At 71.9% G+C, this 16,252-nt stretch carries 10 protein-coding genes; 5 read left to right on the plus strand and 5 right to left on the minus strand.

The window, feature by feature from the left end:
• The first annotated feature begins 385 nt into the window (after positions 1–385).
• Positions 386–1,615, plus strand: a complete 1,230-nt coding sequence (locus WMF44_RS20905) for an FHA domain-containing protein (protein WP_437301585.1) — start codon at positions 386–388, stop codon at positions 1,613–1,615.
• 111 nt (positions 1,616–1,726) lie between these two features.
• On the opposite strand, the gene amrB is transcribed toward WMF44_RS20905, so the two are convergent.
• The gene (gene amrB, locus WMF44_RS20910) at positions 1,727–2,995 is read right to left on the minus strand and encodes an AmmeMemoRadiSam system protein B (RefSeq protein WP_437300866.1); all 1,269 of its coding nucleotides are present in this window, start codon (positions 2,993–2,995) and stop codon (positions 1,727–1,729) included.
• 290 nt (positions 2,996–3,285) lie between these two features.
• Between amrB and WMF44_RS20915 the strand changes: the two genes are divergently transcribed.
• On the plus strand, positions 3,286–3,888 hold the full coding sequence (locus WMF44_RS20915; RefSeq protein WP_437300867.1) for a YkgJ family cysteine cluster protein: 603 nt from the start codon (positions 3,286–3,288) through the stop codon (positions 3,886–3,888).
• Positions 3,889–3,898: 10 nt separating this feature from the next.
• Here the strand turns inward: WMF44_RS20915 and WMF44_RS20920 are convergent, their stop codons facing one another.
• Entirely contained in the window at positions 3,899–6,073 is a 2,175-nt protein-coding gene (locus WMF44_RS20920) for a RelA/SpoT family protein (RefSeq protein WP_437300868.1), read from the minus strand.
• 299 nt (positions 6,074–6,372) lie between these two features.
• Here WMF44_RS20920 and hemW point away from each other — a divergent pair, with 299 nt between their 5' ends.
• Both hemW and WMF44_RS20930 read left to right on the plus strand, forming a co-directional pair.
• Positions 6,373–7,620: a radical SAM family heme chaperone HemW gene (hemW, locus tag WMF44_RS20925; protein ID WP_437300869.1), complete on the plus strand. Its 1,248-nt coding sequence runs from the start codon at positions 6,373–6,375 to the stop codon at positions 7,618–7,620.
• An 81-nt stretch (positions 7,621–7,701) separates the two neighbouring features.
• Positions 7,702–8,643, plus strand: coding sequence for a pyridoxal-phosphate dependent enzyme (locus tag WMF44_RS20930; RefSeq protein WP_437300870.1), 942 nt, complete (start codon positions 7,702–7,704; stop codon positions 8,641–8,643).
• A 134-nt stretch (positions 8,644–8,777) separates the two neighbouring features.
• On the opposite strand, the gene WMF44_RS20935 is transcribed toward WMF44_RS20930, so the two are convergent.
• Together WMF44_RS20935 and WMF44_RS20940 are read right to left on the minus strand one after the other, a co-directional pair.
• Positions 8,778–9,548: a carbon-nitrogen hydrolase family protein gene (locus tag WMF44_RS20935; RefSeq protein WP_437301586.1), complete on the minus strand. Its 771-nt coding sequence runs from the start codon at positions 9,546–9,548 to the stop codon at positions 8,778–8,780.
• A 103-nt stretch (positions 9,549–9,651) separates the two neighbouring features.
• The gene (locus tag WMF44_RS20940; protein ID WP_012236479.1) at positions 9,652–10,098 is read right to left on the minus strand and encodes a response regulator; all 447 of its coding nucleotides are present in this window, start codon (positions 10,096–10,098) and stop codon (positions 9,652–9,654) included.
• Positions 10,099–10,355: 257 nt separating this feature from the next.
• On the opposite strand from WMF44_RS20940, the gene WMF44_RS20945 reads away from it, so the two are divergent.
• Positions 10,356–14,828 carry a protein kinase domain-containing protein gene (locus WMF44_RS20945; RefSeq protein ID WP_437300871.1) on the plus strand — a complete coding sequence of 1,491 codons (4,473 nt, stop codon included), beginning with the start codon at positions 10,356–10,358 and terminating at the stop codon, positions 14,826–14,828.
• A gap of 37 nt (positions 14,829–14,865) precedes the next feature.
• Here WMF44_RS20945 and WMF44_RS20950 read toward each other — a convergent pair whose 3' ends face one another.
• Positions 14,866–16,236, minus strand: coding sequence for a hypothetical protein (locus tag WMF44_RS20950; protein ID WP_437300872.1), 1,371 nt, complete (start codon positions 16,234–16,236; stop codon positions 14,866–14,868).
• Positions 16,237–16,252 lie beyond the last annotated feature (16 nt).

Here is a 16,252-nt window from a genome sequence, read left to right on the forward strand (position 1 = left end):
CACTTCTAAAGGCGTTTGTCGGAAAAATCCTGATTCGCGCCGGGTCATCACCGGAGGTTCGCTCCGTCGATGCGTGGCGGATGAGTACCAATCGGCGTGGTGGGAGTCAAGCTCTCAACAACAAAACCTCAAAACTTCCGTCGCCGGCAGGTTGCACGGCCGCTCTGGTCGAGTATTGTGTGGCCATTGCGAGCGAGGGGGCTCGCCAAGCAGCACCGCGAACGGTGCCGCTCACAAAAGCCTTCGCGTTCGCGACAGCGGCACCGTGTGGGGGGCTCTTACATCATAAGGGTGCCCGCCACTCGGCGCGCTCTTGGTTGGCCTGGGTCGACCAGGCAGGTCCTTTGGACTTGGGGGGAGCATGAACGAGCAGACTGCTTTGCGAGTGGACGTTGCGGAGACAACGGCGCCGGTCCTTCAGAAAGAGTACCGGTCCGGAGTCCACGCCAAGCGACAGGATGACGACGGTGGGTGGGGGCTCGTCCTGATCGGGCTCGACGCGCCGCCGCGGATCGTGAGCCTCATGGACGGCGCCGTGATCGGCAGCGCCGCGCGCGACGGGCGCATCGAGGGCCACGGGATCGCGCCGGAGCACGCGAAGATCAGCGTCCGTTCGGACGGTTGCTACATCGAGGACATGGACACCCACGACGGCACGTGGGTGAACGGCGTCCGCGCCCGGCGCATCGGCGTGATGCACGGCGACGTGGTGCGCCTCGGGCATCAGCTCGGGGTCTTCGTCGAGCGGCACCTCGCGCTGTACGACGGCGCGCCGTCTCGGCTCGGACCGCTGGTGTTCGGCTCGAAGCAGCGCAAGGACTGGATCGACCCGGTGATGAAGCTGGTGCAGTCGGGCTCCAGCGTCTGCATCGAGGGCGCGCCCGGGGTCGGGAAGCGGACGCTGGCTCGCCTCGCCGCAGCGGTGCGCGAGGGCCTGGGTGAGACGCTGGTCGTCGACGGCAGCGCCGAGACGAAGCCGGCCATCCCGCCGGGCGCGCGACCGATGACATGGCTCGTCCTCGACGCCGATCGCCTGCCGCGCCCGCAGCAGCTGGAGATCGCGCACTCGGTCGGCCGCTCGAACGGCGTCAGCATCATCGCGACGACCGGACAGCCGCTCGACCGCGCCGCCGGCGACGGGCGCGTGGCGCCGTGGTTCGCGTCGCTCTTCTCCGGCAAGCGGATCACGATCCCGACGCTCGAGATGCGGCGCGAGGACGTGCCGCTCATCGTGCGCGACATCGCGGAGCGCAACGCGATCGGCCTCGATCGCTTCACCCCGCAGCTCCTGGAGGCGCTCGTCCGCGCCGGCTGGCCGGGCGGCGTGCCGCAGCTCGAGTCCGCCATCGTGACCGCAGCCCAGGCTGCGCCGGACGGTCCGCTCTCCGTCACGCCGATCGCGGGATCGCTCGCGCGCGGCCCGCGGGTGAAGCCGAACCTCCCGCCCGCGACGGATCCTTCGCTCGCGCGCGCCCGCCTCGAGGACGCCCTCGCCCGGGCCAACGGCTCCGTCGCGTCGGCTGCGCGTGCCCTGGGCATGTCGCGGCAGGCCATCTACCGCGAGGCCGACCGGCTCGGCCTCGACATCGCGCGCCGCAGGGTCCCGCGCGGCTGAGGGACGCCCGTTTTTCATGCCCGGGAGCCTCGCGTCGCGCCAGCGGGGGGGCTCTCGGCGCGCTCGATGACGAAGCGCCAGCGCGCCAGGCGGACGTAGAGGCGCGGATCTTCAACCGTAAAATCCGAGAGACGTGTGGCTGACGATCGATCCCTCCTCGGGGTCGACGCACTGCTCGTAGTGCAGCATCTCGCCGCGCGACGACGGCGGGAGCGCGCGGAGCAACGTGTAGATGGGGCCGAGGCCGCAGACGCGACGGCTGGCGAGGTCCCGAGCGACGTCGACGAAGAAGCCCGGCGCGTCGATCGACGTCGCGCGCTCGATCGAGGCGAGATCGCGGTCGCGCAGCGCCGTCCGCTGCCGCTCGTCCAGGGGCGCGGGATCACCGAAGCGCGGGCCGACGTGGGCGAGGTCCGCTCCTGCGATGACGAGGACGCGACCAGGGCGCTTCGCCAGGGCGTCGCGGAGCGCCCTCAGGAACGACTCGGCGCCATCGTCTTGCGCGGGGTCGCGACGCCGCGCCTGACACTCCGAGAGGCCGCAGAGGATGGGCACGATCGACGCCGCGCGGCCGCCAAGGAGGTGCCGCACGAACACGGCCTGAAACTCGATCGAGTGCTCGTTCTTGTGCAGGTACTGGTCCTCGCGCACGTCGAAGCGGCTCGCCGCCGCGAGCTCCGCGATCATCTCTCGATCCGGCTCGAGAGGACCGAGCGGCGTCGCGAACGTCTTCTCACAGACGGCGTACGGACGGCGCATCGCGGCGTGCGACGTCCCGAGCAGAACGAACGTGTCGACCTGATCGAGCCCTGGACCCGCCAGCGCCTGCTCCAGCGCGGCGTAGGCATGCCCGTAGCCCGCCGCGGCGCGCCAGAGATCCATGTGCGGCGCGCAGAGCCCGACCATGCGCGCTGGCGCGCCTTGGGACGCTGCAGCGCGCGTCGCTCCGCCCTGCGGCCGCGCGACCTGGAGGCACTTTCGCTCGATGAAGTCGGCGAGCTTCCGTCGATCGCCGTGGTACGCACCGCCCGCATGCGCGGCCATCCGTATCGGCGCCGCGTCGAACGATTGCACGACGCTCCGCCGGCGCGCGTGGAATCGCGGGCTGTCGAGCATCCACGCGCGTTCCAGCTCGTCGGCCAGCTGCGACACGTGGGCGGCGTCCACGTGCTGGCCCGTCGACCGAGCGACGTCACGCGCGATCTCGTCGATCGGTCGCCTCCCGTCGAAGCGCACGAGCACGGCAGCGCTCGCGGCGGGAACGACGACCGGAGACGGCGCGATGCCCTCGGTGTCGCGCAGCATCAAGGCGCGGCCATGGCGCTCATCCTGGATGACGACGATCTCGAGGGCTCGAAGCTTCGGGCGCAGCACCGGCATCCAGCGCGAGAATAGCGCGTGCGCGCCCGCCGCCCAGCGCGCGGCCTCGCGCGCATCCGGGAACAGCGCCGACGCCCCCGCGGTCGCAGCGGCAGCTCGCTCCAGAACGGACGGCGCTGGTGCCCTGCGTCAGAGCGCCCGTCAGGATGGCGGATTGCTGCTTCGCAGCGGCGCCGCGTGGCACTAGGGTCGCGGCTCGAAGCTCCGCCCGGCTCCGCACCCCTCCCCTTGCATCGCGGCCGCTTCGGGCTGGCAGTACGTCCGATCACCACGAGCGCGCCTCCGAACGAATGCGTCGAACCACGCCCCTCGATCCACCCGTCCGTGAGGCCGATCTGCTCACCGAGCTCTCGGCCGTGTACCGCGAGGCGGAAGAGGTCTTCAGCGGCTGGACGTGCGAGGCCTCGACCGAGTGCTGTCGGTTCGGCATCACGGGCCGCGAACCGTACGTGACGTCCGTCGAGCTCGCTGCCGTCCGGCGCGCGATCGCGGCGCGCGGGGGCCGCCGAGCGCTCGAGGGGATCGTGCGAGCGGGCGGGGCGGGAGCGCCCGAGCCGGGGGCGTCCGCCGGCGGCCCGAGCCGGCGACGCGCGCTGCCGCAGGCGTCGGAGCGGCGGTGTCCGATGCTCACCGACGCCGGTCGCTGCGCGATCTACGCCGCGAGGCCCCTCGGGTGCCGCACGTTCTTCTGTGATCGCGCCTCCGCTGGATCCCCGGTCCGCCACCACGACGTGACCCGGCTCGTCCGCAAGGTGCAGGAGATCGCCGCGCGACACGAGCCGGGCGGCGACCTCGGCCGTCCGCTCACCCGCGCCCTGACGGAGGCTGGACCGAGCGCCGCGGGCGCGCCGCCCAGGACGAGCGGCGCGGCGCGCGCTCGCCGTGGCCGCTGAGGCGCGCCGCTCAGGTCCGCTCGACGGCCATCACGCCGGGGATCCGCTGCAGCCGCCGGATCACGCTCTTCAGCTGCGCGAGGTCGGAGCACAGGAACGTGAACGTGTTCATCGCCCGACCGTCGTCGCCCGCGCGACAGGTCGCCTCGCTGATGTTGATGCCCTGCTCGTGGAAGGTGTGGCCGACCGTCGCGAGGATGCCCGGCCGGTTCGCCGTCATCACCTTGATCTGCACGGGGCGGTTGATCTTCGCGCGCGCGTCCCAGGAGATCTCCACGCGGCGCTCCGGGTCCGTGTCGAACGCCTTGGCGCAGTTGCGGCGGTGGACGGTGATGCCGCGGCCGCGCGTGATGAAGCCGACGATCTCGTCGCCTGGGAGCGGGTTACAGCACTTCGTGTAGCGGACGAGGACGTCGTCGATGCCGTTCAGCCGGATGCCGTGGCTGTCGCGCCCGGTGACCTTGCGGACGAGCGACTCGATGCGCCCCTCCTTGATCGACTCGGGCGGCGGGGTCGGCGTGCCCTTCTCGTTCTCCTTGGGCGTGGGCGCGAGGAACTCGCACACCGCGCGGACGCTCACCTTGCCATAGCCGACCGAGATGAAGAGCTCATCGGCCGAGGTGACCCCGAAGCGATCCATGACCTTTCGCAGCTCGCCCTCGTGCTTCGTGAGGCGACTCAGGCTCATGCTGCGCTGGTGCATCTCCTTCTCGAGGAGCTCACGACCGAGCTTGAGCGACTTCTCCCTCTGCTCCGTGCGCAGGAAGTTGCGGATCTTCGAGCGCGCGCGGCTGGTCGAGACGTAATCGAGCCAGTCCTTCGAAGGGTGCTGGCTCGGGTTGGTCATCACCTCCACCACGTCGCCGTTCCGGAGCTTCGATCGGAGCGGGACGATGGCGCCGTTGACCCGCGCCCCCGAGCAGTGCTCGCCGACCTGGGTGTGGATCGCGTACGCGAAGTCGATGGGCGTCGAGCCGCGGGGGAAGACGCGCACGTCGCCCTTCGGCGTGAAGACGTACACCTCGTCCTGGAACAGGTCGACCTTGACGCTCTCCAGGAACTCGGCCGGATCCTTGAGCTCCTTCTGGAACTCCATCAGCTGGCGGAGCCAGCCGAACCGCGCGGCGTCCTTCGGGTCGATGCCGCCGGAGTTGTTCTCCTTGTACTTCCAGTGCGCCGCGATGCCCTGCTCCGCGACGCGGTGCATCTCGTGGGTGCGGATCTGGATCTCGATCCGCTCGCGCCCGGGTCCGATCACCGTCGTGTGCAGCGACTGGTACATGTTCGGCTTGGGCAGCGCGACGTAGTCCTTGAAGCGGCCGGGGACCGGGGTCCACTGCGAGTGGATCACGCCGAGCGTCGCGTAGCAGTCGGCCACCGACTCGACGAGGACCCGGAACGCGATGACGTCATAGACCTGATCGAAATCGCACTGCTGCGCCTGCATCTTGCGCCAGATCGAGTAGAGGTGCTTCGCTCGGCCGGTGACGTCGACCGCGAAGCCCTGCTCCGCGAGCTTGCCCGCGAGCACCTTCGAGACCTCGTGGATGTACTTGTCCCGCTCCTTCGCGGTCGTCTTGACCTTCTGCGAGAGGTCCGACCAGGCTTCCGGCTCGATGTACCTGAACGACAGGTCCTCGAGCTCGCTCTTGAAGCGCGCGATGCCGAGGCGGTTCGCGAGCGGCGCGTAGATCTCCATCGTCTCCCGGGCGATCCGGTCCTGCGCCTCGGGCTTCATGAACTCGAGCGTCCGCATGTTGTCGAGGCGGTCGCACAGCTTCACGAGGAGCACGCGGATGTCCCGCGCCATCGCCACCAGCATCTTGCGGAAGTTCTCGGCTTGCCGATCTTCCTTGGAAGCGAAGTTGATCTTCGAGAGCTTCGTCACGCCGTCGACGAGGAACGCCACCTCCTGGCCGAAGCTGTTCTCGATGTCGGTGGTCGTCGCGAGCGTGTCCTCGACGACATCGTGCAAGAGCCCGGCGCAGACGCTCGCCGTGTCCAGCTTGAGCTCGGTGATGATCGCGGCGACGCTCGCCGGGTGGGAAAAGTAAGGGTCGCCGCTCTTGCGGGTCTGCCCCTTGTGAGCATCAGAGCTGTAGGCGTAGGCCCGGGCGATGAGATCGACGTCTGCTGCCGGCTGATAGGTCCGGACGCGATCGACAAGCTCCGTCAACGTCAGCATGAAGAGTTCGGTGGGCGCAATGCGCCCCCTCCCTTTCGCACGCTAACACCGCGATCTAGACCTCGCAATTGTGTCACCATGCGCGGCGCGCGCGCACGCGCGGAGTAAGGTGCCCGGGCGCGTTGCCCGGCGCAGGGCACGCGCGCTCCGCCGCGCGTTCTCGTCGTCATCCACGCCATCCACGCCATCCACGCCATCCACGCCATCCGCGTCATCCACGCCGTCCTCGTCCTCACCTCGGTTCATCTCGGAGTTTCCGCTTCGCCCGCTTGCGTCGGGTCGAATGTTGTCGCGGATGCATGAAAACCATGGAGCCGATCACCGTCTACGTCCACTTCCCCTGGTGCCTCAAGAAGTGTCCCTACTGCGACTTCGTGTCTTTCGCGAAGGCGCGGGAGGCGATCGACCACCGCGGCTATGCCGACGCCGTGCTGGCCGAGCTGCGGAAGCGGGAGGATGTGCTGGGCGAGCGCGAGCTCCGGAGCATCTTCTTCGGCGGCGGGACGCCGTCCCTGTGGGAGCCGGACGAGATGGGCAGGGTGCTGTCGGCCGTCACCGCGGCCGCCGGCCGGCTCTCGCCGGACCTCGAGGTGACCGTGGAGTGCAACCCGACCTCGCTCGATGAGCAGCGGGCCCGGGCGTTCCGAGCGATCGGGGTGAACAGGCTCAGCGTCGGAGTTCAGGGCCTCGACGTCGAGCGCCTCCGGTTCCTCGGGCGCCTGCACGACCCAGACGGCGGGCTCGGCGCGCTCTCGGCGGCGCTCCGGTCCGGGATGCCGCGCGTGAGCGGCGATCTCATCTACGGTGTCGCGGTCGGAACGGTCGAGGCGGCGCGGGAGCAGCGCCCCGAGCAGGCCGCCGCCGAGGCGCGCGCCGTGGCCTCGACGGGGGTGACGCATATCTCGGCGTACAGCCTGACGGTCGAGCCCGGCACCTCGTTCGGAGAGCTCGCGCGGCGCGGTCGCCTGCCGCTCGCCGGAGACGATGGCGTTGCGGACACGTTCTTCGCCATCGACGAGGCCCTCGAGGCCGAGGGGCTCGCCCATTACGAGGTGTCGAACTACGCGAGGCCAGGCGACGAGGCGCGCCACAACCTGGGTTACTGGCAAGGCATCGACTACATAGGTCTCGGGTGCGCCGCCTACGGGACGGTCTCGCGCCCGGATCCGCGCTGGGGCCTGCGCTCGGCCGGCGCGGAGGGCCATGACGGAGAAGCGTCCGCGGTCCGGTACCGGAACATCGTGAGTCCAGAACGGTACATGGCTGCGATGGCCGAGGGCGGCGAGGCGATCGCCGTGGAGAGCGAGGAGCGGCTCGCCCCGGAGACGCGGCTGTCCGAGCGGATCATGCTCGGGCTGCGGCTGCGCGAGGGGCTCGATCTCGAGGCCGCCGCGGCGGCGCTCGGGGTGCCGGCGTGGCCGCCCTCGCGGCGGAGGGCCGCAGAGCGGCTCGAGCGCGCCGGCCGCCTGGAGGTGGCCGGCGGGCGGGTCCGCGTCCCGCGAGCCGCCTGGGTCTTCGCCGACGGCGTCGCGGCCGACCTGTTCTGAAGCAGCGCCGCGAGGGCGTCGCGTGGGCGCGCCGCGCTCGCGGTGGACGCCGGGCCGGGACCGCGCTCCGATGAGCGTCCCATGAGCCGTTTGCCTACCGTCGAGGACATCCGCGGCGCCGCCGTGCGCATCGCGCCCCACGCCCACGTGACGCCCGTCATGACCAGCCGGACGATCGACGGTATCGCCGGGGCGCGCGTCTTCTTCAAGTGCGAGAACCTGCAGCGGGTCGGGGCGTTCAAGTTCCGCGGCGCGAGCAACGCGGTCATGTCCCTCTCGGACGAGGAGGCGCGGCGCGGCGTCGCGACCCACTCCTCGGGCAACCACGCCGCCGCGCTCGCGCTCGCGGCCCGAATCCGCGGCGTCGCCGCGTACATCGTGATGCCCGAGAACGCGCCCGCGGTGAAGCGCGCCGCCGTGGAGGGCTACGGCGCCCGGGTCGTGAGCTGCGCCCCCACGCTCCGGTCGCGCGAGGAGACGATCGCCCGCGTGATCTCCGAGACGGGCGCGATCTTCGTCCATCCCTACAACGACCCGCGCATCATCGCCGGCCAGGGCACGGCCGCGCTGGAGCTCGCGGCCCAGGTGGACGATCTCGACGCCGTGGTTGCGCCCGTGGGCGGCGGCGGGCTGCTCTCCGGGACCGCCATCGCCACCGGCTCGCTGTCGCGCGCGCGCACGATCGGCGCCGAGCCCGAGGCCGCGGACGACGCGGCGCGATCGATGCGCGAAGGGAGGATCGTCCCCTCGAACGACCCGGTCACGATCGCCGACGGCCTCCGCACGTCGCTCGGCGAGCTCACCTTCGCGGTCCTGCGCGAGCGCGGGGTCGAGATCGTCACCGTGAGCGAAGAGGACATCGTCAAGGCGATGCGCGTCGTCTGGGAGCGGATGAAGCTCGTCATCGAGCCGAGCGCGGCCGTCCCGGTGGCGGCGGTCCTGCGGCGCTCGGTCCAGGGGGCGCGGATCGGCGTCATCGTGAGCGGAGGCAACGTCGATTTGACCCGGCTCCCGTTCACCTGAGCGCGATCGCGGCAGCCACACCGGCTCCCAGCTTCGCCGCGCCCGCGCGGGGAAGCTCGACCTTCACCTGAGCGCGCCCGGGCGTTCGAGCTGCCCGCGAGGCGCGCTGGCGCTCCCCGCGCGCACGCGCACGCTCACGTGCCGCGCCGCGCTCGCGCGAAGCGCAAGGTGGCGCGTACGGCGCTCGGCCCCGGGCCGGGCGGCGCCGCTGCGACCGACCGCCCTTGCGCGTCGAGGATGCGCGAGCCGCCCTGGCCGTCGAGCGCAGGGCGGGAGGGCCCCCAGTTGGCGTTCACGACCGAGATGCGATGGCGCCGGGCGAGCACGGGCAGGAGATCGGCGCGCATGTCCTCTTCCCCCGGCGAGTCGACCCACGCCGTGGGGAAGAGCAGCAGATCGGCCTCGTCGAGCGCGTCGCCCGCGTCTTCGGAGACGAAGTGAACATCGAAGCAGATCGCGACGGTGAGCTTGACGCCGCGCAGCTCGAGGACCGGCGTCCCGAGATCCCCCGGCGCCGCCCAGCGCTCCGGGAACCACGGATGACGCTTGCGGTAATGGCCCACGCGCCGTCCTTCGCCGTCGAAGACGAGCAGGCTGTTGTAAAAGCGGCCCCCGCTCGCCTCGACGAGGGGGCCGGCCAGCGCGATCCCGTGCCTTCGCGCGAGCGCGGCGAGCCGCTCCGCCGACTCTCCGTCGATCGGCTCCGCGAAGCGGCGCAGATCGCTGTCGCCCCGCGGCGAGACATAGCCCGTGAGGATGAGCTCGGACAGCAGCACCAGGTCTGCCCCCGCAAGCGCTGGCGAGCCGAGGAGACCGTCGATCTCGGCAAGCGCGCCCCTTCGGTCGCCGAAGCGCTGCGGCAGCTCGAGCGCGACAACGTCGAGGGAGCGATCGCTCAAGGACACCACCGGACGCCCCCGCACCGCGAGCACGCTCGCGCGCCGCCCGCCGGCGATCCGGTCGCATCGCCCCGGACAGCGCACGGCGAAGCCACGGGGCGCCTCTGGCTCAGCGGTGGTTCCGCGCGACCTGGAGCTGGTGGAGGCTCACCGCCAGGTCGACCTGGCGGCGAAGATCCGAGGCGATCCAGGGCTTCGTGATGATCCGGAAGGCCGCGCTCTCCCGGGAGATCTTCTGGATCTGCTCGACGTCCGTCGGGGCGCAGACCAGCACCGGGACGTAGCTCAGCCCCTGCCGGCGCAGCTCACGCAGCAGCGCGAGCCCGCTGAAATGAGGCATCCGGTAGTCGGCGACGACCACGGCGGGCGGCTCCTTCACCGCGGCCGCCAGCGCGCGGCGAGGGTCCCCGAAGGTGCGCACCTGGTAGCCGGAGCGGAGCGCCCGATCCATGAGGTCCAGGTTGAGCTCCTCATCGTCGACGGCGTAGAGGAGGGCTCCTTGGCCCCGACCACTCGAAGGTGGCGGCATGCTGCCGGAGTGCGGGGCATTGCCCATCAATCGCGAGGGTATCAGACCTCGTTCTCCTGCACCACGCGCTCAAGCCGAGGCGATCTGGTTGCCTGCATCACGCCAGCGAAGGACGGCCAGGCGCGCGACACAGCGGGGAGGCCAGCAGATGTGGGCGCCGCTTCGCCCTGGCGCCCTGCCTCGCGTCGCTTGAGCGGGCCTCGAGGCGGCGCGAGCGATCAACCTGGACCGGCAGCGGCGTTCACGATCCACTCCGGCGGCGTTCGGCGGTAAGAGATCAAGGGATGTCCGCTCGCGATGGATTGCTCGAGGTCGGCGCGCTCGTGGACGGCCGGTATCAGGTGCTCGGCCACCTCGGGAGCGGCGGCCATAGCGTCGTCTACGATGCGCGCCAGATCGTGACCACCCAGCGCGTGGCGCTCAAGCTGCTTCGGCCGGAGGTGCTGCGGCGCTCGCGCGAGTCGAGCTCCCAGGAAGCGCGCTTCGAGCGGGAGATGCAGGTCATCGCCCAGCTGAGCCACCCGAACATCGTTCGCCTGCTCGACGCCGGGCGCCTGCCCGAGGGCGAGCTCTACCTGGCGCTCGAGTACGTCGACGGCGAGACGCTGACCGCGCGCTGCCAGCGCACGAGGGGGGTCGAGCCGAACGAGGCCAAGCGGCTGATGCTGCAGGTGCTCGACGCCATCGGCTTCGCCCACGAGCGCGGCGTCATTCACCGCGACCTCAAGCCGCAGAACATCATGGTCGCCGGGTCGGGCAAGCGGACGCACGCCAAGGTGCTGGATTTCGGCATCGCCGCGCTCATCGGCGAGGCCCGCTCCACCGACTACCGCGCGCTCACCCCCACCGGGGAGTTCAACGGGACGCCGGCCTACATGGCCCCGGAGCAGCTCGTGCAGTCCACCCCGACCACAGCGGCGGACATCTATGCATGGGGGCTCACCTTTCTCGAGTGCCTGATCGGCGCGCCCGTGATGCACGAGGCGACGATCGCCGAGGTCATCTTCCGCCAGCTGAGCCCCGAGCCGGTGCCGATCCCCCGCGCCCTCCGCGGCCACCCCCTCGGCGCGCTGCTCGAACAAGTGACCGCCAAGTCGCCGGCGCACCGCTTCCGGTCCGCCCGCGACGCCTACGAGCTGCTGGAGGAGTGCGATGTGTCGGGGATCCCGTGGCCGCTGCCGCCCGATCCTGGACCCACCGCCTCGCTGAAGGAGCGCGGCGGCGCGCTGGAGCAGCGGGCAATCTCGACGCGACCGGCGCGGCGGGTCGAGGCCGAGCTGGAGACCCAGCCCGTGCCCTCCTCCGGGCAGAGCGAGGCCGAGCAGGAGACCCAGCCCGTGCCCTCCGAGCAGATCGCGTCGCTGCCGGGCACGGTGCGCAAATCCCCCGAGCAGCAGCGGCAGGACGAGCGGCTCGGCGCCGCGCCGACGCTCGCGATCCCAGGCCGCAACGTCGCGCCCGCCGCGGCGCCGGCGAGGCCGATCCGCAACGCGTCGATCCACCTCGGCGCCTCGGGGGGCCCGCCGACGGCGCCGGCGACGAGCTTCACGTCCCGCCCCAGCGTCGCGCCCGGGACGCGGCCGATGTCCACCACCGGCCGCGGCGAGCGCCGCCAGCTCACCGTGCTGGTCTGCGGGCTCGCCGGCGCCGAGCGCATCGCGGACACGGTCGACAGCGAGGCGTTCCACGAGCTCGTCCAGATGTACCAGGCGGTGTGCGCCCAGGTGATCGGGGCGCAAGAGGGGGTCTTCCTCCGCTCCCCGGGCGAGGAGACGATCGCGTATTTCGGCCACCCCGTCGCGAGGGAGGACGACGCCCTCCGCGCCGTGCAGGCGGCGCTCGATCTGGTCGAGCACATGTCCCGCCTGAACGCGCGTGAGCTCGTGTCCATGCCGCTGTCCGTGCAGGTCGGCGTGCACACCGGGATCGTCGTCGTGGCGGACAGCGACGCCGCGCCATCGCTCGCAGGCCCGACCTTGAACGCCGCGACGCAGCTGAAGGCCCACGCGGAGCCGGGCACGGTGCTCGTGAGCCGCGCGACGCTGAAGCTCGTCGAGGGCTATTACCACGTGGACGCGCTCGGCGAGATCAGCCCGAAGGAGGCGCGCCAGCCGATCGAGGTCTTCGCGGTGCACGGGCGCACGACCGCGCGGGACCGGCTGGACGCGAGGATGCAGCACGGGCTCACGCCGCTCGTCGGGAGAGACAGCGAGCTCGACGAGATCGCGTCCCGGTGGACGCGGGCCGCGGGGGGCGCGGGGCAGGTCGTGCTGATGACGGGCGAGGCGGGGATCGGCAAGTCGCGGAGCGTGCGCGCGTTCCGCGACCGGCTGGCCGGGACGCCGCACCTGTGGCTCGAGGCGCGCTGCTCGCCGCAGCTCCAGAACAGCGCCTTCTATCCGGTGATCGAGCTGCTCAACGCGCTGCTCGCGGGCGACCGCGAGCGCGCGAGCACGCTGAGCGGCGCCGCGCCGTCGACGGAGCGCGGCGCAGGGCTCGAGCCGCGCGAAGACCGGCTCGCGCGGCTGGAGAAGCTGCTCGCCGACGCGGAGGCGGGGCCGCTCGCCGTGCCGCTGCTCGCCGCGCTGCTGTCGATCCCGACCGAGGGACGCCACCCCATGCCGGCGCTCACCCCGCAGCGCCAGCGGCAGGAGACCATCTCCTCGCTCCTGCAGCTCTTCCTCGGGCTCGCCGATCGGCAGCCGCTCGTGCTCACGGCCGAGGACCTGCACTGGGCCGACCCGTCGACCCTGGAGCTGCTCGGCCGGCTCATCGACGAGGGGCGGCCGTCTCCGCTGCTGCTGCTCCTGACCGCGCGCCCGACGTTCGCGCCGCCGTGGCCGGTGCGCTCGCACTTCACCCAGCTCTACCTCGCCCCGCTCAGCGCCGAGCGGATGCGGGCCCTCGTCCAGCAGCTGGCCGGCGCGTACGCGACGAGCGGCGCGCCGGGCACGAAGGCGTCGCTGCCAGACGAGGTGATCCGGACGCTCGCGGAGCGCAGCGATGGCGTCCCGCTGTTCGCCGAGGAGCTCACGCGCATGGTGGTCGAGTCGGCCGCCGCGCAGGCCGCCGCCGGGGAGTCGACCGGCGCGCCGAGCGCCGCGCGCCAGGGGGTGGACGCGCTCGAGATCCCGACCACCCTCCAGCACTCGCTGATGTCGCGCCTCGATCGCCTGGGCCCTGCCAAGGAGGTCGCGCAGCTCTGCGCGGTGTTCGGCCGATCGTTCGGCTACGAGGCGCTCGAGCTGTGCGCGGCGGGCAGCGCGGGCGCGGAGCCGCTGCTCATGGCGTCGAGCCCCGAGGCGCTGCGCGAGGCGCTCGCGCAGCTCGTCGACGCCGAGCTGCTCTTCCAGCGGGGGCGCCCCCCGCGCTCGACGTACACGTTCAAGCACGCGCTGGTGCAGGACGCCGCCTACCAGTCGCTGCTCCGCAGCACCCGGCAGGTGTACCACGCGCGCATCGCCGCCGTCCTCGCCGAGCGCACCACGAATACGCCGCCCGAGCTGCTCGCGCGGCACTACACCGAGGCCGCGCTGATCGGCCCCGCCGTCGCCGCGTGGCAGCGCGCGGGCGAGGCCTCGCTGTTCTCGTCCGCGCACGCCGAGGCGATCAGCCAGCTCAGCCGCGGGCTGGAGCTCCTCAAGCAGCTCCCGGAGACCAGCGAGCGAATGCGCGACGAGATCACGCTGCAGACCACGCTCGGCGTCCCGCTGATGATCACGCGCGGCTACGCCGCCCCGGAGGTCGAGGCGACGTACGCGCGCGCGCACGCGCTCTGCCGCGAGGCGGGCTCCTCGCCGCAGCTCTTCCCCGCGCTGTGGGGGCTCTGGATCTTCTTCCACGTCCGCGGCGACTACGCGCTGGCGGAGCAGCACGGCGAGCAGCTGCTCGCGCTCGCCGAGAGCACGGGCGACGCCGGCATCACGCTGGGCGCCCACCAGGCGCTCGGCGCGACGCGCTTCCTCCGAGGGCACCTCCGCGAGGCGCGCGAGCACTTCAACAAGGTGCTCGCGCTCTACGATCCCGCGCGGCACCTCCCGCTCGCCTTCCTCTTCGGCCAGGACGCCGCGGCGTTCTCGCTGTCTCACCTCGCCTGGATCGCGTTCCACCTCGGCGAGCCGGAGCGCGCCAGGGCCTCGGTCGACGAGGCGATCGCGCTGTGCGAGGAGCTGAACCAGCCCGTGAGCCGCGGCTTCGTCGAGCACTTCGCGGCCGTGCTGTGCTGCCTGCTCGGCGATGTCGCGGGCGCGGAGGCGCACGCGCACGCGCTCGGCAAGCTCTCCGAGGAGGTGGGCATGCCCCACTGGGCGGCGCTCAGCCAGATCGACCTCGGCTGGGCGACGGCGGCGCGCGCGGCCGAGGGGCCGGCCGGCGAGGCGGCGCGCGCGCGGTACGCCGAGGGCGCCGCGCGCATCCGCGGAGGCCTGGCGATGCTGACGGGCGTCGGCAGCCGCGTGTCGCTCACCTACTGGCGGTCAGCGCTCATCGAGGCGGAGCTCGGCGCGGGCAACGTCGACGAGGCGAGCGCGCTGCTCGCCGACACGCTGGCCTTCGTCGAGAAGAGCGACGAGCGCTACTTCGAGCCAGAGCTCTACCGTCTCGAGGGCGAGATCGCCCTCGTGCGCGGCGCGCCGACGGCCGCGGAGGCGCGGGATCGGGCCGAGGCGGCCTTCCGGCGCGGGCGCGAGATCGCGGAGGGTCAGGGCGCGCTCGGCCTCCTGGCGCAGCTCTCCGAGCGCCGCGCGGCCCGCCCCTGAGCGGAGCGCGGCGCGCTGGGGGAGAAGGAGCGCGGCGCTAGAGCTCGCCGTGGATGGGCATCGGCACCCGCCAGGCGACGATCTCGGCGTGCTGCTCGCGGCTGAAGGGCCGCTCGAGGAGCCGCGCGCAGGACTGCCGTGAGCGGAACAGCTCGAGGATGTAGCCCATGCGCTCGGGCAGCGACGCCCAGTCCTCTGCGCCGCAGCCGTGCGTCGTCTGGTCGTGCGCGTCGTACTCGCTCAGGAGGTCGAAGAGCTCGCGATCCTCGATGGTCGCCAGCTCCGCGCAGTGGAGCGGCAAGCCGGGCGGCGCGGGCAGGTCGTGGCCGAGATCGAGGAGCTCGTCCGGCAGGCGCATGGTCATCATTTCCTTCGTGGCCAGCAGGCGCCAGACCGCCTGCACCTTCTCCGCCTGCTCGCGGATCACGGACCTGAGCGCCTCGGGCAGGTGCCGTCCGGGGACGCCGATCGCGTCGCGCAGGCAGCGGACGGGCGCGTTGAGCGCCCTCGCGATGTACGGCTGGAGCCGCACCTGCTCGTGCAGCCCGACGAGCGCGTTGGCGAGGAGGACCAGCTCCGCTTTCCTGTCCTTCTCCTCCGTGAGCATCGCCTCGTGGTAGCGCGCCATGGCGCTGCGGAGCAGCCCCTGTCCCCCCTCCCGAGACGGCCCTGTCTGCAGCCCGTCGAGCAGCGCGGCGAGCTGCGCGTCGCCGGGCCGCGGGCACTCTCGATAGAGGTGGATCATGCGGACGAACAGCGGTCCGAGCTCCTCGAAGACCTTGAGATTGCCGAGGGCGATGTCCGAGCTCAGCTCGCGCAAGATCCGCTCCGGGATCTCCATCAGATCGAGTCCATGACCCCACCAGGGCGTGAGCAGGTTGACGCCGCTGGCGAGCGGCGAGCGCTGGGGCTCGCCCTTGCCGCGCCCCGTCGTGATGCCGGCGCGCTGCGAGATCACCTCCCGCTCGTCCTCGTCCGAGAGGATCAGCTGCCGGAGCACCGCCGGCACCTCCTCGTTGCGGATGAACCGCCCCGCCGTCTTCGAGGCCCACGTGGCGAAGGTGCACCAGTGCGCGTTGCGTCCGCCGAGCAGCTTCACGAGCTCCGCGGAGATCTCGTAGTAGCACTGGGTGATGAGCAGGTTGCGCAGCACCGGCTGCCGCTCCAGCGCGATGACCGCGGGCACGTGGTCGAGCAGCGAAGGCAGCTCGGACGCCTCCGAGAACCGCACGCCGGAGTGCGTCCTCGCGGTGGTCCGCGTCGCGCGCTCCACGACGCCGCTCCGCGTCCGGAGCGCCTGCGCCTCCGCGGGCGACGAGAGGGAGGGCCGATAGACACCATCCTGGAAATGGCCGGAGTGCTCGCTCGCCGGTACCGCAGCCATCAGCGGCTTCACAGGGGTCGTCATTCTCCCGTGTTATCTC

The sequence above is a fragment of the Sorangium sp. So ce426 genome, assembly GCF_051475585.1.
Lineage (GTDB): Bacteria > Myxococcota_A > Polyangia > Polyangiales > Polyangiaceae > Sorangium > Sorangium cellulosum_B.